We start from the raw sequence: 24,802 nt of genomic DNA, 5'->3' as shown, positions 1-24,802 counted from the left end.
AGCTACTCGCTAATAGGATCAGGGCAGGACGGATGAGGCTTGGCGTCGATGTCAGGCCGGAAAGAGGCCCGGCGCGACACCCTTGAACCGCGTCTCGATCTCGAACAGGGCGCCGTCATAGTCGGACGGAGGCAGACCGGTCGCGGCAGAGGTGACGAACATTCGGTCGAGCCGTTCACCGGCAAAGGCGACATTGGTGATCTGGGAGGCGGGTAGCGAAATGCTATGATCCAGGGTGCCATCGGGGCGGAAGCGGCTCACCCGGCCGGCGCCCCAATGCGCGACCCACAGCCCGTCCTCGGCATCGACGGTCATGCCGTCCGGCCCGCCATCTCGCTCGCAGAAGCGGATGAAGACCTCGCGGTCGGCGATGCCGCCATCGGGCGTGCGCGCGAACCGGTAGATGAGGCCGCGCATGGTGTCGGTATGGTAGAGCCAGCGGCCGCAGGTCGAGAAGGCAGGACCGTTGGTGACGGTGTAGCCGCTGTCCATCGGCGTCCAGCGACCATCCGGCGTGAACCGGTAGAGCGTGCCGCTTTCACCCTCGATCCGGCTGTGCATGGTGCCGCACCAGATCGTTCCGCTGGCGTCGGCCTTGCCGTCGTTCATGCGATTGTCCGGCAGATGCGGCTCGGGGTTGCCGATCGGCTCGATGGTGAGCGGATCGAGCGAGAGCCGCGCAAAGCCGCTCTCGAACCCGGCGATGAAGCCGCCCGGATCGCGCTCCACCACCCAGCCGAGCCGTTCCGGCATCGCCCAACGGTCAACCGTGCCATCGGTGAGCGAGAGCCGGTTGAGGGCTGGCGCGAGAATGTCCGTCCAGTAGAGTGCGTTGTCGCGTGCGCTCCACAGCGTTCCCTCGCCAAGCTCATCGCGCACGGCGCGCGCGACGATCCGCCAGCCCGTCATCCTGCTGCCCTTTCGGCCTTAGTGATTGTCGCGCGGCAGGCCCTGGGTTTGCGCGATGCGCTGGAACTGCTCGCTGCCTTCCAGAATCGCGCCCTTGTCCAACTGCCCGACGAGCGAACGCTGGATCTCCTGCCATGGGGTCTGGGACGCGGGATAGGCATAGCCACCCTTGGCTATCAGGGCTTCACGCCGCTCGGCAAGCTCCGTGTCGGAGATCCGCACATCCACCGTGCAGGCATTCAGGTCCATGCGCACCCGGTCGCCGTCGCGCAGCAGGGCGAGTCCGCCCATGGCCGCCGCTTCCGGGCTGGCATTGAGGATCGACGGGCTGGCACTGGTGCCGGACTGGCGCCCGTCGCCGATGCAGGGGAGGGCACTGATCCCTTCCGTGATGAGATAGGCCGGTGGCCGCATGTTCACCACCTCCGCCGCGCCGGGATAGCCGATGGGACCGGCGCCGCGCATGAACAGCAGCGTGTTCTCGGTAATGCCGGTGGCGGGATCGTCGATGCGCTTGTGATAATCCTCGGGTCCATCGAACACGATGGCCGGGCCTTCGAACACGCCCGGTGCGTCCGGGTTGGAGAGGTAGCGGTCGCGGAATTCCTGGCTGATCACGCTGGTCTTCATGATGGCAGCATCGAACAGATTGCCGCTCATCACCAGAAAGCCGGCGTCCTCGACCAGCGGCTGCTCGAACGGATGGATCACCCGCTCGTCCATGATCCGCGCATCCCGGCAATTGTCGCCCATGCTGGCGCCGTTCACGGTCAGCGCGCCTTCGCGGATCAGGCCGTGGCGGATGAGCTGCGCGACCACGGCGGGCACGCCACCAGCGCGATAATAATCCTCGCCGAGATACTCGCCGGCCGGCTGGAGATTGACCAGCAGCGGCACCTTGTGGCCCAGCCGCTCCCAATCCTTGAGCGGCAGATCGACGCCGATATGCCGCGCAATCGCCGCGAGGTGGATGGGCGCATTGGTCGAGCCGCCGATGGCCGAATTGACCACGATGGCGTTGTGGAAGGCATCGAGCGTCAGGATGTCGGACGGCTTGAGGTCTTCCGACACCATCTCGACGATACGCTTGCCGGTGCGCCAGGCGACTTCCTGCCGGTCGCGATAAGGCGCCGGAATCGCGGCAGAGCCGGGCAGCATCATGCCCAGCGCCTCGGCCAGGCTGTTCATGGTCGTCGCCGTGCCCATGGTGTTGCAATAGCCGGTCGATGGGGCCGAGGAGGCAACGAGCTTGATAAAGCCTTCATCGTCGATCTCGCCGGCGGCGAGCATCTGCCGCGCTTTCCACACGATCGTGCCCGATCCGGTGCGCTCGCCCTCATGCCAGCCGTTCAGCATCGGGCCGACGGAGAGCGCAATCGCGGGAATGTTCACCGTGGCGGCGGCCATCAGTGCGGCGGGCGTGGTCTTGTCGCAGCCGGTGGTCAGCACCACGCCATCGAACGGGTAGCCGTACAGCGCCTCCACCAGACCGAGATAGGCGAGGTTGCGGTCCAGCCCGGCTGTCGGTCGCTTGCCCGTCTCCTGAATGGGGTGGACGGGGAATTCGATGGCGATGCCGCCGGCCTCGCGAATGCCCTCGCGCACCCGCTCGGCCAGCACGAGATGGTGGCGGTTACAGGGCGAGAGGTCGCTGCCGGTCTGGGCGATGCCGATGATCGGCTTGCCCGAGCGCAGTTCCTCGAGGCTGAGGCCGAAGTTCAGGTAACGCTCCAGATAGAGCGCCGTCATGTCGATATTGTCTTCATTGTCGAACCATGCGCGCGAGCGCAGGCGCGAGCCTTTGGCGTCTGTCATTTGTGGTGCGTGCCCTGCTGGATTGAAACGCGGTAGATCATGGCATGCCGATAGGGCTTACCGGGATCGACGCGGGCGGAAATGAAATCGGGATGGTTCGGCGCATCCGGGAATTTCTGCGGTTCGAGCGCGATGCCATCCCCCATGCGATACAGGCGGCTGCTCTTGCCGGGGACCGTGCCATCCAGAAAATTGCCGGCATAGAATTGCACGCCCGGCTCGGTCGTCAGCACTTCGAGCACGCGGCCGGAGGCGGGGTCTTCAAGCCGGGCGGCCAGTTCGGGCTTGGCCGTCACGCCCTTGTCGAGCGCGAAATTATGGTCATAGCCGCGGCCGGCGCGGATCTGGTCGTCCCGGCCATCGCGAATGTCCTGCGCGATGCGGCGCGGCTTACGAAAGTCGAACGGCGTGCCGGCCACCGGGCGCAGCTCGCCGGTGGGGATCAGCTTGGTATCGACGGGCGTGAAGGCCTTGGCGGGTATGGTCAGCAACTGGTCGAGCGCGCCGCCGGGTGTCTCCTCGCCGGCCATGTTGAACAGCGCATGGTTGGTCATGTTCACGATGGTTGGCTTGTCCGTCCTGGCCTCGAAGGCAATGCCCAGCGCGCCGCTCTCATCCAGCGTGTACGTGGTGGTAACGTCCAGCTTGCCGGGGTAGCCGGCATCGCCATCCGGGCTGACATGGGCGAGCACGACACGCGCGGTCGGGCCGCTCTCCACCGAGACGATCTTCCATACGGCGCGATCGAAGCCCTTGCCGCCGCCATGCAGCGAATTGGTCCCGTCATTTTGCGTCAGCTGGTAGGTCTTGCCATCCAGCGCGAACCGGCCATTGGCGATGCGGTTGGCGAACCGCCCGACGGTAACGCCGAGATAATTGGGGTGCGCCTCATATTGGGCCGCACTGTCGAACCCGAGCACGACATCAGCCCGCTTGCCGTCTCGCCCGGGGACGAGCAGCGACTGCAGCGTGGCGCCATAAGTGATGATCTTCGCTTCCACGCCTTGCGCGTTCTTGAGCGTGATCGCCTCAATGGCGGTGCCATCGGCCAGGGTGCCGGCAGCCGCACGGTGCGCCTCGGCGGCCTGAACCACGGAAGCCGACATCGCCATCGCCAGTGTTCCGGAGATGATCGCTATCCAATATGCACGTCGCATCCCTGCCCCAATCCTTTTGTCTCTGTTCGCGCTGTGCGGGTTTATAGTCAGACAAATGACATTGACGCAAGCCGACATTCCGGCGAAAACGCCCCGGCAAAATTGATGAGGGGATGGAGCCGATGGCCGGACCGGCAGGGGTTGCAAATGGGGTGAGCAGGGACAGCGGCGGGGTCAATTACACCCCGGCCCTGGTGCTGTTGGCCAGCCTGTTTTTCATGTGGGGTTTCATCACTGTCATCAACAACACGCTGCTGCCGCATCTGCGCAGCGTGTTCGATCTCAATTATACGCAGACGACGCTGATCGAATCGGTCTGGTTCATCGCCTATTTCGTGGCGTCGATCCCATCTGCCTGGCTGATCAAGCGGATCGGCTACCAGAAATCGCTGGTCGTTGGCTTGCTGGTGATGGCGGCAGGCTCGCTGGGCATGATGCTCGCCGCTAGCCTGCCATCTTATGGCGTCACCCTCGTAATGCTCTTTGTGATCGCGAGCGGCATCACGCTGCTCCAGGTGGCTGCCAATCCCTATGTCGCGGTGGTCGGCTCGCCGGAAACGGCATCCTCGCGCCTCAATCTCGTGCAGGCCATGAACTCGGCGGGCACGATGTTTGCGCCTTTGTTCGGAGCCTATCTGATCCTCGGACGCTCCAAGGGCGGCACGGCGGAAGCGGGCGTTGTGCTCACTCAGGCGGAGCGCCTTGCCGATGCGCAATCGGTGATCCTGCCTTATGGCCTCGTCGCGGTGGTGCTGATCGGGCTCGCCATCGTCATTGCGCGCTTTCCGTTGCCCGCCATGGGGTCGGCCGCCAATCGCGCGAGCAAGGAGGAGCGCCGCAACCACTCGCTCTGGCGGCACCGCAATCTGGTGTTCGGCGTGCCGGCGATCTTCATTTATTTGATTGCCGAGATCGGCGTCGCCAATCTGTTCGTCAACTTCGTCAGTCAGCCGCACATCGCCAACCTCACCCATGAGCAGGCCGGTCGCTACCTCACCTTCCTGTGGGGCGGGATGATGGTCGGCCGCTTCGTCGGTTCGGCGATCATGCAGAAGATTCCGGCGGAGACAGTGCTGGCGGCCTTCTCCATCGGTGCGTTCGTCGTGATGCTGGTCACGGTCTTCACCACCGGCCCTGCGGCGATGTGGGCCTTGATCCTCGTGGGCTTCTTCCACTCGATCATGTTCCCGACCATCTTCACGCTCGGCATCAAGGGGCTGGGACCGTTGACTGAGGAAGGCTCGGGCTTGCTGATCATGGCAATTGCCGGCGGCGCGCTGGTCATCGTGCAGGGCTGGCTGGCGGACAGCTATGGCCTGCAAATGTCCTTCCTGCTGACGGCGGCGTGCGAACTCTACGTGCTGTTCTATGCGTTGTGGGGGGCGAAGCCGACCAACGCCTTGCCCGAGCCACAGCCGATCGAGGAATAACTCTGACTAAATTGCTTTGATTTATCCAGTGGTAGGGGCGAGCGCTTTCATGCGCTCGACCTTGCCGAACAGGAAGAGCAGGCTGAAGGCGGCCGTGAAGCCGCAGCCGGCGAGGAAGATCAGCACCAGCTCGAAAGATTGCGTCTGCTGCAGGATGAAGCCGATCACGATCGGCGTCACGATGGATGACATGTTGCCGAACATGTTGAAGATGCCGCCGCTCAAGCCCGCCGCACCAGGTGGCGCGATATCGGACATGACGGCCCACCCCAGCGCGCCGAAGCCCTTGCCGAAAAAGGCCAGGCTCATGAAGATCATGATCATTGTCTGCGCGCTGGTGTAATTGCAGCCGAGAATGGCGAGTGAGCCCATCATGCCGGTGACGATGGGGAGTTTGCGGGCCAGCGTGAGGCTATGCCCGCGCTTGAGCAGCCAGTCGGACCACAGGCCGCCCAGCAAGCCGCCAAGAAAGCCGCAGATCGACGGAATGGCGGTCATCAGCCCGGTCTCGATGATCGAGAGGCCACGCTCCTGCACGAGATAGACTGGGAACCAGGTGATGAAGAAATAGGTGAGGGCGTTCACGCAGAACTGGTGGAGATAGAGTCCCCAGAGCGACGGGGCGAGAATGAGGGCCCGCACGTGCCGCGCCGTCTCGCCATTTGGCCGCCCGGCTGGCTCGGCCTTTTCGATCAAGGCGCCGCCATCGACGATCAGTGCGAGCTCTGCGGGCTGGATGCGCGGGTGACGATGCGGCTCGTGAACCGTGCGCGCCCAGGCCATGGCCGCAACCAGCCCGACCCCGCCCATGAACAGGAAGACCTCCGGCCAGCCGATGACCCCGATGATCCAGGCCATGATGGGCGCGAACAGGATCGTCGCGCAATATTGCGCGGAGGTGAAAATGGCGGTGGCGCGGCCGCGTTCGCTGGCCGGGAACCAGCTCGCGACGATCCGCGCATTACCGGGGAAGGATGGGGCTTCGGCCAAGCCGACGAGAAGCCGGAGCAGGAAGAGCGTCGTGATCGCGGCGGCGCCTGAGAGAAATACCACCAGCCCTTGCGCGGCCGTGAATAGCGACCATCCGACAATGGCGACGAGATAAACGCGCCGAACGCCAAACCGGTCGAGCAACCATCCGCCCGGCAGCTGCGCCGCGACATAGGACCAGCCAAAGGCCGAGAAGACGATGCCGAGTTGCAGCGGATCGATATCGAGATCGCGCGTCATCAAAGGCGCCGCCAGCGAGAGGATCGCCCGGTCCGCATAATTGATGACGGTGACGCCAAACAGCACTGCGAGGACGCCCCAGCGAAGCCGGCCTGCCAACAGCCTCGTGGTTTGACTCATCGCGCCTCTCCCTGCCGGCGCTGCATGTCCGCCCCTTCGGAGGCGGATACTGTCTGACAAAACAGAGCGGCGAGGGCGGGGTAAAGCGGATCGCCGACGCAGGCAAGGCTCTCATTCCGGACATTTCTGTACCCGGCTGTTCAAACGCTGGCCGTTAAATGTCCTGCTATTGCGCTGGCGCCGTGCCGGGCATTAGCTCGGGCAGCGCACGCGCTTGACGGACCCGATGGTCAACACGTCGCCCCCGCCGGAGAGAGTCAGCGCGGCCGTATCCGTCCAGCTTTCGCCCTCGCCCGAGTAAGTGGCGGTGACGCTCAGGCGATTGGGCGAGAGCGGGCGGGCTTGCGTCACCTTGCCCACGCTCTCGTAGAAGGTGAGGTCGTCCGCGCCCACCGCTAGCCGCATATTGTCGCCGGGCTTGCCGCATGCCGCGGCGCTGGACGACCAGTTGCCCCGGAAGGCCTGCGGAATGGCGCCGCCGCCTGTCTCGCCGCCCGGCGGGATGATCTTCACCGTGCCGCGCGGCGAGAGATCCGATTCCGCGATGAGCCAGGCCATCTGGCCGCTCTCGCCTCTCTGTCCGCCCGGGTTGCGCACCAATGTCATCGTGCCGATCATGTTGAACGGGCGACCATCCTCGCGCATGCGACCGTACATCTGCACCGGCACCTTCACGCGCTGATTGCTGGTCGACTGGGGCCGGCCGACCAGAACCTGCACATCGCTGTAGCGGTTATAGGCGCTCGAAAACTGGGCCTCCGTCATGCCGCTGCCCCGCCCGGACTCGGCGTAGAGCCGGTAGGCATCGCCAAAGCGGCCCTGCGCCAGCGCGAGGCCCCAAAGCTGGATGGTCGCGCCGGAAGCCTCGACGCTGGTCGGCACGCGCGCGGCCGCCTCGTTGAGCGGGGTGCGGTCATCGGGCAGGCCGCCCTGCTCGCCAGGGGCAGGGGGAACGAGCGTGCCGAGAAATTCCGGTTGTACCGAAGTGGTGCCGCTGTCATTGGCATTGAGCGCGTTATCAAGGGCTTCGTCTGCCTGCGCCGCGTTCATGCCATTGGCCTGATTGTCCGCATCGGGCGACACCTGGCATCCTGCAAGGATGAGGGTGAGCGCGGCAATCGAGGAAATCTGGCTCAGTCGGTTCATGCTCGTCTCCCTTTGGGCATCGCTTGCGGTTCCCTTCGGCTGAAAGGGCAAACGCTCCGCCATGCGTCGGGTTGCCGCCATTTGCGCGACTCTCTCCCCATGCTATGGGGAGTGCCCTCCGCCGGACAGGACGACTCTTACCATGAATGATCTCACGCAGACGCCTGAAATGCTCATTGCCCAGATGGGTGCGCGTGCCCGCCGCGCCGCTGCGGACATGGCGCAGGCGCCGAGCGAGCTGAAGGCGCAGGCGCTGGTTGCCGCGGCCCGTTCATTACGGGAGGCGATGCCGAAGATCATCCGAGCCAATCGCACCGATATGGAGCGCGGCGCCGCCAATGGCCTTTCCTCCGCCATGCTGGACCGGCTGCGGCTGGACGAGGCGCGGATCAGTGGCATTGCCGATGCCGTTGAGCAGGTCGCCAATCTTGCCGATCCGGTGGGACAGGTCATCGATGAATCCGAGCGGCCCAATGGCCTGCGCCTCAGCCGTGTACGGGTGCCGCTCGGCGTCATCGGCATCATCTATGAGAGCCGCCCCAATGTCACCGCTGATGCGGCTGCGCTGGGCCTGCGCTCCGGCAATGCTGTAATCCTGCGGGGCGGATCGGAAGCGGTGGAGAGCAACCGGGCGATCCACGCTGCCATGGTACGCGGCATTACCGAGGCCGGCCTGCCCGCCGATGCCGTGCAATATGTTCCCAGCACCGATCGTGCGTTGGTGGGCGCGATGCTGCGCGCGGTGGGTCTGATCGACATCATCGTGCCGCGCGGGGGCAAGAGCCTCGTCGCGCGCGTTCAGGATGAAGCGCGGGTGCCCGTGCTCGCCCATCTCGATGGCATCTGCCACACCTATGTCCATGCCGCCGCCGATCCCAAAATGGCCCGTGAGATCGTGGTCAATGCCAAGATGCGGCGCACCGGCATCTGTGGCGCCACAGAGACGCTGCTGATCGACAAGGGCTATGCCGAGCCGCAAGCGCTGGTGGCCGCGCTGCTGGATGCGCAATGCGAGGTGCGCGGTGACAAGGCCGTCACCAAGCTCGACCCCCGCATCGAGCCGGCGCAGGATGGCGACTGGAACACCGAGTATCTCGATTCCATCATCGCGGCGCGCTTCGTGGATGGCGTCGATGAGGCGCTCGATCACATCGCCGTGCATGGCAGCCACCATACCGACGCGATCATCACGCAGGACGCGGCGATTGCCGAGCAGTTCCTTGCCCGCTGCGACAGCGCGATCTGCATGTGGAACGCGTCCACACAATTTGCCGATGGCGGCGAATTCGGCCTCGGCGCCGAGATCGGTATCTCGACTGGGCGGATGCACGCACGCGGGCCGGTGGCGCTGGAAGGGCTGACGACGTACAAATGGGTCGTGCGCGGCACGGGTCAGGTCCGGCCCTGATCATGCGCATCGGTAGAAGCATCGTACCGCATATTGCGGCTTCCCTCGTTATTATCGCGCTGGCTGGTTGCCAGGTCGTGCCGGAAACGGGCGGTCGGCAGCCCTCGCCGGCGCCCACGCCCGCGCCAACTGCTCCGGCCCCCGCGCCCGTCCCTGCCCCGTCACAGTCGAGCGATGCCTGGGAAGTGGCGCCGGTGACGTCCGGTAGCTGGGGTTATGAAAGCCGCACTGGCGAGAGTGTCGCCAGCTTTGGCGCCTCACCCGTGGCGCCGCTTGTGATCCTGCGCTGTCAGAAGAGCAGTCGGCAAGTGTCGATGACGCTGGCGGGGAGCCCCAGTCCGCGCGTCACCCTGCGCACCAGCAAGGGCGTGCTCGACTGGAGCGGGGCCACACAGCCGATGGCCGGCACCAGCGCGCTGGTCATCACGCGCCCCGCCAGCGATCCCGGGCTGGACTGGATGGCCTTTTCGCGCGGTCGCGTGTCCATCGAGCCCGCAGGCGGGCAACGGATCATTCTGCCGGTGGTCTCGGAAATCGGGCGCGTCGTAGAGGACTGCCGGAGCTAGGCCCTTCCGGCTGCGTCGCCCTAAAATCGGCGAGCGCATGATTATGATTCGAAAAAAGATAATTACAAGTCTTGTTCGCAAGCGCGGAATGACTCACATCTAAGCCATCGCAGGGACGCACGGCTTCCAGCCAACCCGGCGAGAGAGTTTCAACGCAAGCGAAAGGAGGTGATCCGATGTCTCATGGTTCAGCAATGGGGTCGGTCAAGTCCGTTCGGGGAGCCTGCCGCTAAGGCATTGGTGGCGGGTCGCGCGAGGGTCTCCTGAGGGAAACCGGACCGCGGCGTAAATCCCCGGGTGGCGGCACTTCCGGCCGCTGACCATGCTGATGGGCCGCTCGGCACCTCCGATGGGAGGTTCCGGCGGCCCCTCTCATTTGGGCTTATGTCTCTTTGGTCGCGAGGGTGGCGAGCACGGCTTGCCGATCGTCGGGCGATTATCCCAGCATGATCCGATAGCGCGCCGCGCTGCCGCCACCGTCACCGGCGTCCTTCTCGACATGGTCGACCAGAATCCCGCCGCATCGCTCGATGGTCCGACGCGCCGCGTCGTTGTCGATGTTCGTCGTCAGGTCGACATGGGGGAGGCCGCGTCCACGTGCCTCAGGGAGCAAGGCGCCCAGCGCCTGCGCCGCATAGCCATGCCCGCGCTTCCAGGGCACGACGGAAAAGCCGATATGGCCGGGGCAATAATCCGGCATCGCGGCCGTGCCCTCCTGCCAGCGCAGGCTGATGCTGCCGCAGAACTCGCCGTCCCACATCCAGCGGCGATAGCCGGGCAGCCGTGGCCGGGGCGTCCCGTCCCTCATCAGCACCGGCGGCCCCTTGGCCTTGGGATCATCCAGTGACAGCAGAAAGGCCATGGCGTCGCGGTCGATCCGGTCCAGCTCGCGCTGGGTCGCCAGATTGCCCAGCACCGTATCCGGCGACCAGCCCGCTTCCAGCGCCGCACGATAGGCAGGCAGGTAGATGGGCGCCGGCATGACGAGGCGAAACGGCTCGGGCATCGGGCTTAGTGCGACTGCCTGACCTCGGGCGCGGGAATGGCCGGCTTGCTCGGGCGTGGCCCTTCGCTCAGCTGCTCGCTCTCCACCTTGTGATACAGCACCTCATTGCGGATGTGCGTCACGCGCGAGCCCAGCCGGGTCTCGTAGAGAAAGATGGCGAACGCTGCCGCGATGGAGGTCATCGACCCCACGAACAGCAGCGAAATGACCGTGCCCAGGTTCACCTCGATGAGATTGGAGGCGAACAGCAGAATGACCACGGCGCTGATCGTCAATGCGGCTAGCACCGAAAGGAAGATCGCCGCATTCACCACCGTGATGCGCCGGTCGAGAATGCGGATCTCGTCGATCAGCCGGTCATGTTCGGCGCCCGTCGTGCGCATCACCTGCGCTTCCACCGCCCGCGCCCGGTCGATGACGCGGGCGAGGCGGCTGGCGCAGACGTTGAGGAAGCCGCCGATGCCTGCGAGCAGGAACACCGGCGCCACCGCCAACTGGATCGTGTGCGCGACGAGGCTGACCTCGGGCGCTTCCAGCACCGGCACCGGCATCAGGCCGCGCCTTTGGTCACCGGTGTATTGACGCCCATGGACTGCAGATATTTCTTCACGTTCCGCGCTGCCTGGCGCAGGCGCTGCTCGTTCTCGACCATGGCGATGCGCACGAAGCCCTCGCCATCCTCGCCATAGCCGACGCCCGGCGCGACCGCGACCTTGGCATGGGTGAGGAGCTGCTTGGAAAATTCGAGGCTACCCATCTCCTTGAGCGCCGGGGGCAGGGGCGCCCAGGCGAACATGGATGCGCGGGGGGACGGAATGTCCCAGCCCGCCCGCGCGAAGCTCTCCACCATCACGTCGCGGCGCTTCTGGTAGAGCTGGCGGTTCTTCTCGACGATATCCTGCGGGCCATTCAACGCCGCGCAGGCAGCGGCCTGAATGGGGGTGAAGGCGCCGTAATCGAGATAGGACTTCACCCGCGTCATCGCCGCGATCAGCTTCTGGTTGCCAACCGCAAAGCCCATGCGCCAGCCGGCCATGGAATAGGTCTTGGACATGGACGTGAACTCGATCGCGATGTCCTTGGCGCCCGGCACCTGCAGGATGGAAGGGGTCGGGTTGCCGTCGAAATACAGTTCGGAATAGGCAAGGTCAGAGAGAATCCAGACCTGATTTTCCTTCGCCCACGCGACCAGCCGCTCGTAGAACGCCAGGTCCACCGTCTCCGCCGTGGGATTGCCGGGATAATTGACGACGAGGATGCTCGGGCGCGGCACGGTGAAGTGCATCGCCCGCTCCAGCGCGCGGAAATAATTCTCATCCGGCGTCGTCGGCACCGAGCGGATCGTCGCGCCGGCAATGATGAAGCCGAAGGTGTGGATCGGGTAGCTCGGATTGGGCGCGAGCACGACGTCGCCCGGCGCGGTGATCGCCGTGGCGAGGCTGGCCAGGCCTTCCTTGGAGCCCATCGTCACCACGACTTCGGTCTCCGGGTCCACCTCCACGCCAAAGCGGCGGGCATAATAATTCGCCTGAGCGCGGCGCAGACCGGGAATGCCCTTGGACTGCGAATAGCCGTGTGCATCGGGCTTTTGCGCCACTTCCACCAGCTTCGCGATCACATGATCGGGCGGCGGCAGATCGGGATTGCCCATGCCGAGATCGATAATGTCCTCGCCCGCCGCGCGCGCCGCTGCCCGCATCGCATTCACTTCGGCGATGACATAAGGCGGCAGTCGCTTGATGCGGTAGAATTCGTCGGACATTGGGATGTCGATCTCCATTTGGGTTGAAATGGCCGTGTCACACTGCAAGTGGTAAGGACCGGCCAATGCTGCATATAGCTTGCGCCAGCCAGTCGTGCCACCAAAACAACGGGCGGCGAGTCTGGAAAACAGACCGTCCGGACAATCGAGCGAGGCATCTCCCATGGATCAGGACCTGAAAGACGCGACCGGCCTTGCTCAGCTGCAGCACTGGACGCGGGTGGTGGGGCTCGCCCAGCAAGCCATATTGGAGCGCAGCGCCGAGCTGGCGGAGCAGGCGACGCGCTTTCCCGGGCATGAGGCGCGGCCCAATCTCGGGAAGATCGCGCGCATCCAGTCGCAGGCGGCGGAACGCAGCATGGCGGTGTGGCAGCAGGTGCTGGCGCGAGCAATGGACGGCATCGGCGCAGGACCTGATGGCGATGCGAAACCTGCGCCTGCCAGTCGTGATCGGCGCTTTGCCGATCCGAGCTGGCACGACAATCCGGTGTTCGACCTCATTCGCCAGATGTACCTGCTGGCCTCCGATTATTTCATGCAATTGGCCGACAGCGTCGATGGTCTCGATGTGCGGGACAAGGAGAAGCTGCGCTTCGTGACCGAGCGGTTCGTCGAGGCAGCCAGCCCGGCGAACTTCCTGTTTACCAACCCCGCCGCGCTCCAGCGGCTGATCGATACTAAGGGCGAGAGCTTGCTGACCGGGCTGGAGCATATGCTCGCCGACCTCGATCGCGGCCAGCTCACCCATACGGACGGCTCCGCCTTCGAGCTGGGGCGCAACATCGCCACCACGCCCGGAAAGGTCGTCTACGAGACGCCGCTTTATCAGCTCATCCAGTATACGCCGACGACAACGCAGGTGATGAAGACACCGCTGCTGATCTTCCCGCCGTGGATCAACCGCTTCTACATTCTGGACCTCAATCCGGAAAAGAGCTTCGTCAAATGGGCGGTGGATCAGGGGCTGACCGTGTTCATGGTCAGCTGGAAATCCGCCGATGCCAGCATGGCCGATTTCGACTTGGGCGATTACATGCTCAAGGGGCAGGTGGACGCGATCGACGTGGTGCGCGATCTGCTCGACGTGCCCAGCGTCCATGCCATCGGCTATTGCGTGGCCGGAACCTTCCTTGCCGCGACGCTCGCATGGTTGGCCGCGCGGGGGGAGAGCGACAAGGTCGCCAGCGCGACCTTCTTCACCACCCAGGTCGATTTCTCCGAGGCCGGCGATCTCGCTCTTTTCGTCGACGACGAGCAACTGGCGCTGATCGATGGCTTCGTGAAGGACGGTTATCTGGATGGGCGCTATCTTGCGGCAACATTCAACCTGCTGCGCGGGCAGGATCTGATCTGGAACTATGTGGTCAACAACTACCTGCTGGGGAAGGATTATCCCCAGTTCGACCTGCTCTACTGGAACGGTGATACCACCAACCTGCCGGCGAAATGGCACCGGGCCTATCTCACCCAATTATATCGCGATAACCGGCTGATCGTGCCGGGCGGCCTTGAGATTGAAGGCATCCATATCGACCTGCGCAAGGTCGAGACGCCCTCTTACATTCAGGCCGGTGTCGAGGATCATATCGCGCCGCCCTGCAGCGTATGGAAGCTGATGGACCAGTTCTCCGGGGCCCGGCGGTTCGTGCTGGCGGGCTCGGGGCACATCGCCGGCGTGGTCAATCCACCCGCAGCAGGCAAATATCAATATTGGACCAGCGCCGCGCCGCAGCCGGACTTTGCCGCGTTCCGCGCGACCGCGCAGGAAACGAAGGGAAGCTGGTGGCCGGATTGGCGAGCGTGGCTGGGGGAGCTGTCACCAGAGACGGTCAGTGCCAGCGGTGCGCGGATGCCCGGAGAAGGCAAACTTCCCGCGATCGAGGATGCGCCCGGACGCTACGTCACGCAGCGTTGACCGGCGCGTTTGCGCCCTTTCCCCACATATAAGAGGGTTTTGTTGCACTGCATCATTTTGCTTGCAGATTCGATCCGATTCGCTTATGTTGCATCGCAGCAAAGTTCGAGGAGTGAGTTTGTTGGCAACCCCGCGCAAGTCCCGTTCGTCCAAAGCCGGTCCCCGGCCCGCGACGTCCGTTGCACGGAGTCCGGCCAAGAACGACGCTTCCAAGCCTGTGGCCAAGCCCACGGGTGAGAAGGTCGCGGCGGCCGCTCCGATGCCGGTCAAGGCGCCGGCGACGCCGAAGGCTCCGGTCGCGCGCAAGCCCGTCGATGTGCCGGCCGTGAAAACGCCGGTGGAATGGCCCGTCAGCGCTGCCGCCAAGGCTGAAGCCGTTGATGCCAGTCCGGCGCCCCTCTCACCTGTCTCGAACCCAGAATTGGCGGATGCATTCCCCCTTCCCGACACCGGGAAATCCGCCGCAGCGAAAGGCGAACCGACCATGACCGATATGATGGACACCGCGAAAACCTATGCCGAGGAGGCCAAGACCCGTATGCAGAGTGCCTTCACTGAAATGAATGAGAAGACCAAGGCGGCCATGGAGAAGTCCGGCCGGGCTTTCGAAGAGCTGGGCGAACTGACGCGCGGCAATCTCGAAGCGATGGTCGAATCCTCCAAGATCGCTGCCAAGGGCATGGAAACGCTGGGCCAGGACGCCGCCGAATTCGGCCGCAAGTCCTTCGAGAAGTCGAGCGCCACGATGAAGAGCTTTGCCTCGATCAAGTCGCCGGCCGAGTTCTTCCAGCTTCAGAGCGAGCTGCTCAGCCAGACGATGGACAGCTTCGCGTCCGAGGCTGCCAAGAACAGCGAAAAGATGCTCAAGCTGGTGAGCGACATTTCCCAGCCGATCAGCAACCGCGTGTCGGTTGTGACGGAAAAGGTGAAGTCGATCGCAGCCTGATCGGGCCGATCCGATTCAGAAAAGGCGGCTCGCTCCGGCGGGCCGCCTTTGCTTTTTTGGGCAGTCCGTCTCTGTGCCCTTGCAACCAAGGGGGGCGATGCCCTATTTTTGGGCCATGCAAGACAGAAGCGCGATCATGAATCAGCCGCTCATGGCTGGGCGGCCCGATGAGGAAGGGCCGGGCGATCCCGGTCTTGGCGTTGCCACCCGTACCCGCGCGCGCACCCGCAAGCCTACGCCTTACAAGGTGTTGATGCTCAACGACGACTACACGCCGATGGAATTCGTCGTCGATGTGCTGCAGCGCTTCTTCCGCATGGACATCGAGCAGGCGACCCGCGTGATGCTCCACGTCCACCAGCGCGGCGTCGGTGTATGCGGTGTGTTCAGCTATGAAGTGGCCGAAACCAAGGTCAATCAGGTGATGGATTACGCCCGCCAGAACCAGCATCCGCTCCAGTGCACGCTGGAGCATGCCTGACCGACTGATCGGGCGGCTGAACTTGTAGCCGCCCGCCCAATCCGTTCTTGACCCGTTGATCGCTGCAATGCAGCATGGCGTGCATGTCACCCATGCGCCCCGCCATCACCCAAAATCCTGACATTCGCTATCTCGGGCGCCTGCTCGGGGATGTCATTCGCGTCTATGGTGGCGAGCGCCTGTTCAAGCAGACCGAATATATCCGGTCTGCCTCCGTCGACCGGGCGCGCGGCGTGGCCCCGGCCGAGGGCGTGGACAGCGGTCTCGATGCGCTGACGCTGGACGATACGCTCGCCTTCGTGCGCGGCTTCATGCTGTTCTCCATGCTCGCCAATCTCGCGGAGGACCGCCAGGGCGTCGCCGCCGAGCCGGGCGCGGACGTTGCCAGTGCGACCGCCAAGCTGAGCGAGCATGGCGTCAGCCCCTCCGATATTGTCAAGCTGCTGGAAACGGCGCTGGTGGTGCCGGTGCTGACCGCGCACCCGACGGAAGTGCGCCGCAAGTCGATGATCGACCATCGCAACGTCATTTCCGATCTCATGGCCCTGCGCGATACCGGCGCGCGCGAGACGGATCATGGCGAGCCGATCGACGAGGCGATCAGCCGTCAGATCGCCCTGCTGTGGCAGACGCGCCCACTGCGCCGCGAGCGGCTGTTCGTACGCGACGAGATCGACAATGCGCTCTCCTATTTTCGCGACATCTTCATGCCGGTGCTCCCCAGCCTTTACGCCCGCTGGGACCGGGTGCTGGGGCAGCGCGTCCCCAATTTCCTGCGGCTCGGCACTTGGATCGGTGGGGACCGGGACGGCAATCCCTTCGTGCAGGCCGAGCAGTTGCGCACTGCGCTGGGCCGGGCGAGCGGATCGACCCTGCGCTTCTACATGGATGCGCTGCACGAGCTGGGCGCGCAGCTCTCCATCTCCAGCGAACTCGCGGCCATTCCTGCCGGCGTGCGCGATCTGGCAGCGGCCAGCGGTGACGAGGCTGCCAGCCGGCGCGACGAGCCCTATCGCCGGGCCGTGGCGGGTATCTATGCGCGCGTCGCCGCGACCTATGAACAGCTCATCGGCACCCCGCCGCCGCGCCCCTCACGCCTTGCGGGCGAGCCTTATGCCGATGCGGGTGAGCTGCGCGCCGATCTCGCGACGCTTGGGCGTGGCCTCGCCGTCGAAGGCAATGGCGCGCTCGGCAGTGGCGGCGGCCTGGCCCGTCTGATCCGCGCGGTCGAGCTGTTCGGCTTCCACCTCGCCACGCTGGACATGCGCCAGAACAGCGCGGTCCATGAGCGCGTCGTCGCGGAATTGCTCAAGGTCGCCGGTGTCGAGCCGGATTATCTCGCGCTCGATGAAGAGGCGCGCGTGGCTCTGATGCGCCGCGAACTGGCCACCAACCGCCCGCTGGGCTCCCGCTTTGCCGACTGGAGCGAGGAAACCGCCACCGAACTCGGCATCGTGGAGGCCGCCGCAGAGGCGCATCGCCGCTATGGCGCGGCCTGCATTCGCCATTACCTCATCTCCAAGGCGGAGAGCGTGTCGGACATGCTGGAGGTGAACATCCTCCTCAAGGAAGCCGGCCTGTGGCGCGCGGCGCAGGGCGAGGGCGCGCCGCATGCCCCGATCATGGCGGTGCCCTTGTTCGAGACGATCGCGGACCTCGAAAAAGCGCCCGCCATCATGCGCGATTATTTCGCCCTGCCGGAGATCGGCGCGCTGGTCCGGGCGCGGGGCCATCAGGAAGTGATGATCGGCTATTCCGACTCCAACAAGGATGGCGGCTATCTCACCTCGACCTGGGGCCTGTACGAAGCCAGCCTTGCGCTGACGCCGGTGTTCGAGGAAGCCGGCGTTGCGATGCAGCTCTTCCATGGGCGCGGCGGTGCGGTCGGGCGCGGCGGCGGCTCGTCCTTCGCGGCCATTCAGGCGCAGCCGCCCGGCACGGTGCAGGGCCGCATCCGCATCACCGAACAGGGCGAGGTCATCGCCGCCAAATATGGCACGCTGGAGAGCGCGCGGACCAATCTTGAGGCAGTAACCAGCGCGGCTTTGCTCGCCAGTCTGGAGCCCGAGCGGCTCTCCCCTGCGGACAACGAGCGCTTCACCCAGGCAATGACGAGCATTTCCGGCCTCGCGTTTGAAGCCTATCGCGGGCTGGTTTACGAGACCAAGGGCTTTCGCGAGTTCTTCCGCGAGCTGACCCCCATTCAGGAGATCAGCGGCCTCAAGATCGGCTCGCGCCCGGCCAGCCGCACCAAGAGCAATCGCATCGAGGATTTGCGCGCGATCCCATGGGTCTTCTCCTGGGCACAGGCGCGGGTGATGCTCCCGGGCTGGTATGGCGTCGGGCAGGCCCTGCGCGATTTCGGGGATGACGCCCTGCTCAAGGACATGGCGCAGGCCTGGCCCTTCTTCCGGGCGAGCATGGCAAACATGGAAATGGTGCTCGCCAAGTCGGATCTGGAGATCGCCGCCAAATATCTGCCGCTGGTCTCGGATCGCGCGGTGGGCGATCCGATCTTCGAGCGCATCCGCGAGGGCTGGAATCTTGCCCATGACCAGCTGCTCGCTGCCACCGGGCAGACCCATTTGCTGGCGGACAGCCCGGCGCTGGACGCCTCCATCCGCTTGCGGCTGCCCTATATCGAGCCGCTCAACCTCCTGCAGGTGGAATTGCTCAAGCGCCACCGCGCCGGGGAGACCGACCCGCGCATTCGCGAAGGCATTGAACTCTCGATCAACGCAATTGCCACGGCCCTGCGCAACAGCGGATAAGGAACGGCTGGCGGGCAGGCGTTGCGGCCCCCTCTCACTCGTCCCGTTCGCCCTGAGCTTGTCGAAGGGCTGCTTTCCTCTTCCCCGGCCAGAGGGAAAGGACGGCCCTTCGACAAGCTCAGGGCGAACGGAAGGGTAAGCCATTAAAAAACGGCCGGGAGGAAACTCCCGGCCGCTTCTTTTCATGCGATCTGCTCAGATCGAGCGGATCGCAGTCATTGGATCATCAGAACTTGGCAACAACACCGACCATCGGGCGGAAGCTGTTGAAGTTACCACGCGTGTCGACCTGCGCACGCAGGCGGATGTTGCTGGTCTCAGCCGTGCTGCCCATATCGGCCAGCGAGAGCTCGACACCGCCGCCATAAGTCACGCCATGATAGTGGCGATCGGTGTCGGCCAGCGGCACGGTCTTGTCATTGAACTGGGTCCACTGATAGCCGACCTTGGCAAAGAACATGCTGTCCTTACCGGCCTTGAGGCCCAGACGCCCTGCGGCGCCATATTCCCAGTCGATGTCCTTGTCGAAGCCCTTGGCGACACTACCTTCGGCACCGACCACGACGGGGCCGAGGTCGTAGTTCAGACCGGCCACGCCTTCAGCGACCCAACCGCGATAGCCGCTCGGCGGTCCACCTGCGGGCTGCTGGTTGTCGAAGTCATGCAGGCCGCCCATCACGCCGACATAGGGCTGCAGGCCCTGCGCGTCCTGTGCCAGAGCCGGGGCCGAGAGACCCGCTGCCAGAGCAACGGCGAGGGTGAGGGGAAAAGCTTTCATAACACTGAACCTTCTATTAACAGAACAGGACTGTTTAGGTCCTCGTTTCGCGACCGACCTGCGTCGATCACTGTCCCTAAAATGGCTCAGCCAGATGAACCGTTCCCGAATGAATTGTGGAGCAATTGTGGAAAGGCCCCGCTGTTGCACATGTGCTACACAACGGGGCCATTCACTTGGCGTTCAGTTTTACTTGAAGACTTCGCGATAGTATTACAATCGCGCAGGCAATCTTGCCTTAGGCTTCACTCACCGTTGCCTTGACGATCTTGCCCGGCTTTGCCGGCGGCTCGCCCTTGGGCAGCGCGTCGACATGCTCCATGCCTTCGGTCACAACGCCCCACACGGTATATTGACGATCGAGGAAAGTCGCATCGTCGAAGCAGATGAAGAACTGGCTGTTGGCGCTGTTCGGGTTGGAGCTACGTGCCATAGAGCACACGCCGCGCACATGCGGCTCGCTGTTGAACTCGGCCGGCAGATCGGGAAGCTTCGAGCCGCCCATGCCGGTGCCGGTCGGGTCGCCGCCCTGCGCCATGAAGCCGGGGATCACGCGGTGGAACACCACGCCATCATAAAAGCCGTCCTTGGCAAGCGCGCTGATGCGCTCGACATGCTTGGGGGCCAGATCGGGGCGCAGCTGGATCACGACGTCGCCGGTGTCGAGCGTCAGGGTAAGGGTCTGGTCGGCCATGGGGGCAGTCTCCTTGTCTCTACCGGCCTCGGGTCGCAATGCGGAGCGGAAGCAGGCGGGGGAATGGAGCGGCCTCTATAGTGACTGCTTTCGTCAAGGGAAGGCTGCATGACGTTGCATTTGCCCCGGGCATGGGCAAAAGGAGCGATTATCGAGAGCAGGCGTGGCCAGTGGCGGCCGCAGCCGGAAAGGGAGGCGCCGCATGAGCGAGACCGAGGCCGCATCGCAGCCCGGCGCGATCCCTCCCGAGGAGGAAGACGCGCTCGTCGATACCAATCTGGACGAGGACGATCGTCTTCGGCCGGAGTTCGTCTCTGCCGTTTTGTCCGCCGTCGAGGAGGGCAAGGACGATGCCGCGCAGGCGCTGGTCGAGACGCTGCACCCCGCCGACATCGCCGACCTTCTCGAGCTAACGCCCGAGGATCGGCGGGCCGGGCTGGTTCATGCGCTGGGCTCGCTGGTCGGCGCGGAAGTGCTGTCCGAGCTCAACGATTATGTGCGCGATACCGTCGTCGAGGCGCTCGAGCTTGAGCAACTCGCGGAACTGGCCGGCGAACTGGATACCGACGATGCCGTCGCGATCATCGAGGATCTCAACGAGGAGGACCAGCAGACCGTCCTCGATGCGATGGAGCCGGAAGACCGCGCCGCCATCGAGAGCGCGTTGGGCTATCCCGAGGAATCCGCAGGCCGACTCATGCAGCGCGATCTGGTCGCGGTGCCTGAGCATTGGACCGTCGGCCAGACCATCGACTTTTTGCGCGATACCCGCGACCTGACATCGGATTTCTGGGAAATCTTCGTCGTCGACGCGGCCCATCGGCCCATCGGCTCCTGCCAGCTCTCCTGGGTGCTGCGCTGCCCGCGCGAAATCGCCATGAGCGATGTGATGAAGCGCGAGCAGACGCTGATCCCGGTCGATATGGATCAAGAAGAGGTGGCGCTGCGCTTCCAGAAATATGCGCTGATCTCGGCTGCGGTGGTCGACCCGGGTGGGCGTCTCGTCGGCATGATCACCGTGGACGACGTGGTCCACATCATTCAGGAAGAGGCTGGCGAGGACATTCTCCGCCTGTCCGGCGCCGGTGAAGGCGACATCAACGAGCCGGTGCGGGAGAGCTACAAGGCGCGCGTGCGCTGGCTGCTCGCCAATCTGATCACGGCGCTGTTCGCCACCGCCATCATCGCTGCATTCGAGGATGCGATCGCAAAGATGGTCGTGCTGGCGGTGCTGATGCCCATCGTCGCCAGTGTGGGCGGCAATGCCGGCAGCCAGACCATGGCGGTGACCGTCCGCGCCCTTGCCACCAACCAGATCACCGCATCCAACACCTGGCGCATGATCATGCGCGAGTTGCGCGTGGCAGTGCTGAACGGGGCGACCGTGGCGGTGGTGCTTGGCATAGGCGTCGGCCTGTTCTTCCAGGACCCCTTGCTGGGCGGGGTGATCGGCTCGGCGATGGTGCTGAATATCGTCACCGCCGGTTTCGCCGGAGTCGCGGTGCCCATCCTGTTCGAGCGGTTCAACGTCGATCCTGCGGTCGCCTCCTCGATTTTCGTGACGACGGTCACCGATTCGATGGGCTTCCTCTCCTTCCTGGGCCTGGCCACGCTGGCGGGACTCACCAGCTGAACCGTATCGTTTGACGTATGACGATATGAACCATATATGGTCCGCATATTGTCTATATACGGAGCGGTTCATGGGTTTGGTCAAGATCGAGGATGGGTTGCATGAGGAAGCGCGCCGCACCAGCGCCGTCATGTGCCGCTCCATCAATGCTCAGGCCGAGTTCTGGATGAAGATCGGGATGCTCGCCGAGGCCCATCCCACATTGTCGTTCAACGAGATCGTGAAGATGGAAAAGGACCGGCAGGACCTCGCCACCGCGCAGGCCGCCTGAGATGGTCAAGACGCCGGACGAACTCGCCCTCATGCGCATCTCCGGCCGCTTGCTCGCATCGGTCTTCGAGATGCTGGACGGCGAGGATCTTGTCGGCCGCTCCACCATGGCGGTCAACGATCTGGTCGAGCGCTTCATCGTCGATGATCTGGCGGCACGTCCAGCGAGCAAGGGGCAATATGGCTTTGCCTATGTGCTCAATTGTTCGATCAACGAGGTCGTCTGCCATGGCGTGCCGGATGCCGACCGGATCATTGCGGATGGCGACATCGTCAATCTCGATATCACGCTGGAGAAGAACGGCTTCATTGCCGACAGCAGCAAGACCTATCTTGTCGGCACGGTCTCGCCCACCGCGCGCCGGCTCGTGCGCGTTGCCCAGCAAGCGATGTGGCAGGGCATCCGCCAAGTGCGCCCCGGCGCGCGCCTCGGCGACATCGGCTTTGCCATCGAGCGCCACGCCAAGAAGCATGGCTACTCGGTCGTGCGGGACTATTGCGGCCATGGCATCGGGCGCGAGATGCACGAGGAGCCGCAGGTGATGAACTTCGGCCGCCCCGGCACTGGCCTCACCCTGCGCGAGGGCATGGTGTTCACCGTCGAACCGATGGTCAACCAGGGTACGCGCGGCGTGATGACCAAGGGCGACGGCTGGACGGTGGTGACGAAGGACCGCAAGCTTTCCGCGCAGTTCGAGCATACGGTTGCCGTGACGGCGACCGGCGTAGAGGTGCTGACGCTGCGGCGGGACGAGCAGCCGCTGGCGGCGTGAGGGAGCTTTGGGCTGCGTGGCTGGTGCATATGCCGGCTACTCGCAGCGATTATGGAGGCTGCTCGGCCAGAGACAGCGACATTGCAGACGGTATTTCCGTTCGTCCTGAGTAGCTGCTGAGCTTGTCGAAGCGGCGTATCGAAGGACTTGCCCTCGGGCTGCAGTGCTTCGATACGGCTCTTCGGTACGCGCCTGCGGCGCTACTCAGACCCTACTCAGCACGAACGGTGAGGGTTGGGGGGAGGGTTCGCCGTATCATGCTTGCCATGCACACGCTGTATCTGAGCGGTTGGACGCTGCCCGCCAGCAGGATGTCCAGGCGTTCTGATTTGGCGGAGACGTCTCCCTCCTCTTCAGAGGAGGGGTCGGGGGTGGTGGCGATGCGTCAGCATCGCGCGTTCAGCGGATGACGGCGCGGTCGCTGCACCACCCCAACCCCTCCCCTGAAGAGGAGGGGCTAACAACTGGCTCCCACGACGGCTCGGGCCTATCGCCCTGGCTTTACCCCTCGCGAGCCTTCACCGATCCGCCACAATCGCGCGCAGACCTACGCCGATTGTCGCGCGGGGCTGGGGCATTTCGGATGAGGCGACGGGGTAGGCGCAGTGGTCGGCCATATAATGGCCGCCGGGGCGGTGATTGCCTGACAGGCCGGTACCGCCGACCGGTGCGTTGGGCGCGAGCGCATAAGTGGGGCGGTTCCAGTTGACAATGCCGGCGCGGCTGTTGGCCCAGAAGCGATCATAATGTTCCGGGCCACCGCCGATCAGCGTGGCGGACAGGCCGTGGCGGGTGCTGTTGGCTTCGATGATCGCCGCGTCGAAGCTGGCGACGCACAGGACCTGCAGGATCGGGCCGAACAGTTCCACGTCGCTGCGCGGTGCCATGGCCGTCACATCGATGATGCCGGGCGTGACGAAGGGCAGGCCTTCGACCGGGCGCTGCATGTGCCGGATCGGGCGGCCGCCATGGCTCATCAGATAAAGGAAGCTCTCGGTGAGGCCGTCGGCAGCGTCCATGTCGATCACCGGCCCCATGAAGGGGAGCGGATCGCCGGTCGGCGGGCCGACGATCAGGCGGTCCGTCAGCGCCTTCACCGCGCCCAGCAGCGGCTCGGCAAGGGTGTTGTGCACGATGAGGCGGCGGGCGGACAGGCAATGCTGCCCGCTCATGTCGAAGGCGGACTGGACGATGAGCGCGGCGGCGCTGGCGATGTCCGGCGTGTCCCAGGCGATGATCGGATTGTTGCCGCTCATCTCCAGGGCCAGCAGCTTGCCGGGCTGGTCGGCGCAGGCGCGGTTGATGGCGCGGCCGGTGCGGGTCGATCCGGTGAAGAGCACGCCGTGAACATCCGGCGCGGCGGCCAGCGCTTCGCCGATCGCCGGGCCACCAATCACGCATTGCACCTGATCGTGCGGCACGCCGGCCTCATGCAGCAGGCGCACCAGCATTTCGCCGGTGGCGGGCACCTTCTCGGAGGGCTTGAAGAGCACGCCATTGCCCGCAAGCAACGCCGGCACGATATGATCGACGGGGATGCGCGCGGGCAGGCAATGCGGCGTGATGATGGCGAGCACGCCATGCGGCTTGTGGCGCAGGGCGGTGCGGGCGCCCATCGCGCCTTCGCTCTGCCGCTGGCCCGTGCGTTCAGAATAGGCCTGTACGGCCTTCTCGACCCGCTCGAACAGGCTGATCACCTCTTGCCGCGTGGACCAGGGCGGTCGCCCGGTTTCGCGCGAGATCAGGGTCGCGAAGGCCTCCTCACTGGCGCGCACGGCATTGGCGAAGCGGCGCATGGTCTCGATGCGGACAGCGGAGGAGAGGCCTGCCCATGCGGTCCATTGGTGCGCCACCAGCGCGATCTGCGCGGCGGGGTCGGCCTCCTGCCCCTGCCAGACGACCTCGCCCGTCGCCGGATCGAGCGATTCGAGGACGGCAGGCTCGTGGGGAGCCTCGGTGGCATGAAGCGGGGCGTGCAACATGCAGCGGCTA

The 24,802-nt window shown here is 64.7% G+C and carries 21 protein-coding genes; 10 read left to right on the top strand and 11 right to left on the bottom strand.

Translation table 11 applies throughout. The features are described 5' to 3' along the window. Positions 1 to 51: 51 nt before the first annotated feature. From M2341_RS14290 to M2341_RS14280, 3 genes are read right to left on the bottom strand one after another with little or no spacing between them, the layout of a single operon-like run. The gene (locus M2341_RS14290) at positions 52 to 909 is read right to left on the bottom strand and encodes an SMP-30/gluconolactonase/LRE family protein (RefSeq protein WP_264585686.1); all 858 of its coding nucleotides are present in this window, start codon (positions 907 to 909) and stop codon (positions 52 to 54) included. An 18-nt stretch (positions 910 to 927) separates the two neighbouring features. Further along, positions 928 to 2,724, bottom strand: coding sequence for an IlvD/Edd family dehydratase (locus M2341_RS14285; RefSeq protein WP_264585685.1), 1,797 nt, complete (start codon positions 2,722 to 2,724; stop codon positions 928 to 930). Next, positions 2,721 to 3,830: an aldose epimerase family protein gene (locus M2341_RS14280; RefSeq protein WP_413715565.1), complete on the bottom strand. Its 1,110-nt coding sequence runs from the start codon at positions 3,828 to 3,830 to the stop codon at positions 2,721 to 2,723. The genes M2341_RS14285 and M2341_RS14280 overlap by 4 nt, the downstream gene beginning before the upstream one ends. 173 nt (positions 3,831 to 4,003) lie before the next feature. On the opposite strand from M2341_RS14280, the gene M2341_RS14275 reads away from it, so the two are divergent. Further along, positions 4,004 to 5,311, top strand: coding sequence for a sugar MFS transporter (locus M2341_RS14275; RefSeq protein ID WP_264585683.1), 1,308 nt, complete (start codon positions 4,004 to 4,006; stop codon positions 5,309 to 5,311). Positions 5,312 to 5,332: 21 nt separating this feature from the next. Here the strand turns inward: M2341_RS14275 and M2341_RS14270 are convergent, their stop codons facing one another. Continuing rightward, complete coding sequence (locus tag M2341_RS14270) at positions 5,333 to 6,661, bottom strand: MFS transporter (RefSeq protein ID WP_264585682.1); 1,329 nt, start codon at positions 6,659 to 6,661, stop codon at positions 5,333 to 5,335. A gap of 192 nt (positions 6,662 to 6,853) precedes the next feature. Continuing rightward, entirely contained in the window at positions 6,854 to 7,807 is a 954-nt protein-coding gene (locus M2341_RS14265; RefSeq protein ID WP_264585681.1) for a hypothetical protein, read from the bottom strand. A gap of 142 nt (positions 7,808 to 7,949) precedes the next feature. Between M2341_RS14265 and M2341_RS14260 the strand changes: the two genes are divergently transcribed. Both M2341_RS14260 and M2341_RS14255 read left to right on the top strand, forming a co-directional pair. After that, a complete protein-coding gene (locus M2341_RS14260) occupies positions 7,950 to 9,215 on the top strand; it encodes a glutamate-5-semialdehyde dehydrogenase (RefSeq protein WP_264585680.1) in 1,266 nt (421 codons plus the stop codon). Between the two features lie 2 nt (positions 9,216 to 9,217). Continuing rightward, entirely contained in the window at positions 9,218 to 9,781 is a 564-nt protein-coding gene (locus M2341_RS14255) for a hypothetical protein (protein ID WP_264585679.1), read from the top strand. A gap of 436 nt (positions 9,782 to 10,217) precedes the next feature. Here the strand turns inward: M2341_RS14255 and M2341_RS14250 are convergent, their stop codons facing one another. From M2341_RS14250 to M2341_RS14240, 3 genes are read right to left on the bottom strand one after another with little or no spacing between them, the layout of a single operon-like run. Beyond that, positions 10,218 to 10,787, bottom strand: a complete 570-nt coding sequence (locus tag M2341_RS14250; RefSeq protein WP_264585678.1) for a GNAT family N-acetyltransferase — start codon at positions 10,785 to 10,787, stop codon at positions 10,218 to 10,220. Positions 10,788 to 10,792: 5 nt separating this feature from the next. After that, positions 10,793 to 11,338 carry a DUF2721 domain-containing protein gene (locus M2341_RS14245; RefSeq protein ID WP_181560524.1) on the bottom strand — a complete coding sequence of 182 codons (546 nt, stop codon included), beginning with the start codon at positions 11,336 to 11,338 and terminating at the stop codon, positions 10,793 to 10,795. Further along, positions 11,338 to 12,549 carry an LL-diaminopimelate aminotransferase gene (locus M2341_RS14240; RefSeq protein WP_264573517.1) on the bottom strand — a complete coding sequence of 404 codons (1,212 nt, stop codon included), beginning with the start codon at positions 12,547 to 12,549 and terminating at the stop codon, positions 11,338 to 11,340. The genes M2341_RS14245 and M2341_RS14240 overlap by 1 nt, the downstream gene beginning before the upstream one ends. A 163-nt stretch (positions 12,550 to 12,712) precedes the next feature. Here M2341_RS14240 and M2341_RS14235 point away from each other — a divergent pair, with 163 nt between their 5' ends. The 4 genes from M2341_RS14235 (at position 12,713) to ppc (ending at position 18,662) form a co-directional block, all read left to right on the top strand. Beyond that, positions 12,713 to 14,464 carry a PHA/PHB synthase family protein gene (locus tag M2341_RS14235; RefSeq protein ID WP_264585677.1) on the top strand — a complete coding sequence of 584 codons (1,752 nt, stop codon included), beginning with the start codon at positions 12,713 to 12,715 and terminating at the stop codon, positions 14,462 to 14,464. A 121-nt stretch (positions 14,465 to 14,585) separates the two neighbouring features. Next, the gene (locus M2341_RS14230) at positions 14,586 to 15,410 is read left to right on the top strand and encodes a phasin family protein (RefSeq protein ID WP_264585676.1); all 825 of its coding nucleotides are present in this window, start codon (positions 14,586 to 14,588) and stop codon (positions 15,408 to 15,410) included. A 136-nt stretch (positions 15,411 to 15,546) separates the two neighbouring features. Beyond that, positions 15,547 to 15,891 (top strand): ATP-dependent Clp protease adapter ClpS, encoded by a 345-nt coding sequence (clpS, locus tag M2341_RS14225; protein ID WP_264571201.1) that lies wholly within the window; start codon positions 15,547 to 15,549, stop codon positions 15,889 to 15,891. 83 nt (positions 15,892 to 15,974) lie between these two features. Continuing rightward, positions 15,975 to 18,662, top strand: a complete 2,688-nt coding sequence (gene ppc / locus M2341_RS14220) for a phosphoenolpyruvate carboxylase (RefSeq protein ID WP_413715562.1) — start codon at positions 15,975 to 15,977, stop codon at positions 18,660 to 18,662. Between the two features lie 226 nt (positions 18,663 to 18,888). Here ppc and M2341_RS14215 read toward each other — a convergent pair whose 3' ends face one another. Further along, positions 18,889 to 19,440, bottom strand: coding sequence for an outer membrane beta-barrel protein (locus M2341_RS14215; protein ID WP_181560520.1), 552 nt, complete (start codon positions 19,438 to 19,440; stop codon positions 18,889 to 18,891). Between the two features lie 238 nt (positions 19,441 to 19,678). Next, positions 19,679 to 20,134, bottom strand: coding sequence for a peptidylprolyl isomerase (locus M2341_RS14210; RefSeq protein WP_181560519.1), 456 nt, complete (start codon positions 20,132 to 20,134; stop codon positions 19,679 to 19,681). Between the two features lie 202 nt (positions 20,135 to 20,336). Between M2341_RS14210 and mgtE the strand changes: the two genes are divergently transcribed. The 3 genes from mgtE (at position 20,337) to map (ending at position 22,810) form a co-directional block, all read left to right on the top strand. After that, positions 20,337 to 21,767 (top strand): magnesium transporter, encoded by a 1,431-nt coding sequence (gene mgtE, locus M2341_RS14205; protein WP_181560518.1) that lies wholly within the window; start codon positions 20,337 to 20,339, stop codon positions 21,765 to 21,767. Between the two features lie 70 nt (positions 21,768 to 21,837). Further along, a complete protein-coding gene (locus tag M2341_RS14200) occupies positions 21,838 to 22,038 on the top strand; it encodes a ParD-like family protein (protein WP_181560517.1) in 201 nt (66 codons plus the stop codon). 1 nt (position 22,039) lies between these two features. Next, complete coding sequence (gene map / locus M2341_RS14195; protein ID WP_264585674.1) at positions 22,040 to 22,810, top strand: type I methionyl aminopeptidase; 771 nt, start codon at positions 22,040 to 22,042, stop codon at positions 22,808 to 22,810. A gap of 518 nt (positions 22,811 to 23,328) precedes the next feature. Here the strand turns inward: map and M2341_RS14190 are convergent. After that, complete coding sequence (locus tag M2341_RS14190) at positions 23,329 to 24,792, bottom strand: succinylglutamate-semialdehyde dehydrogenase (RefSeq protein ID WP_264585673.1); 1,464 nt, start codon at positions 24,790 to 24,792, stop codon at positions 23,329 to 23,331. Positions 24,793 to 24,802: the final 10 nt, after the last annotated feature.

The organism is Sphingobium sp. B7D2B (assembly GCF_025961895.1).
Taxonomy (GTDB): domain Bacteria; phylum Pseudomonadota; class Alphaproteobacteria; order Sphingomonadales; family Sphingomonadaceae; genus Sphingobium.
This window is presented reverse-complemented; position numbering and strand designations above follow the sequence as displayed.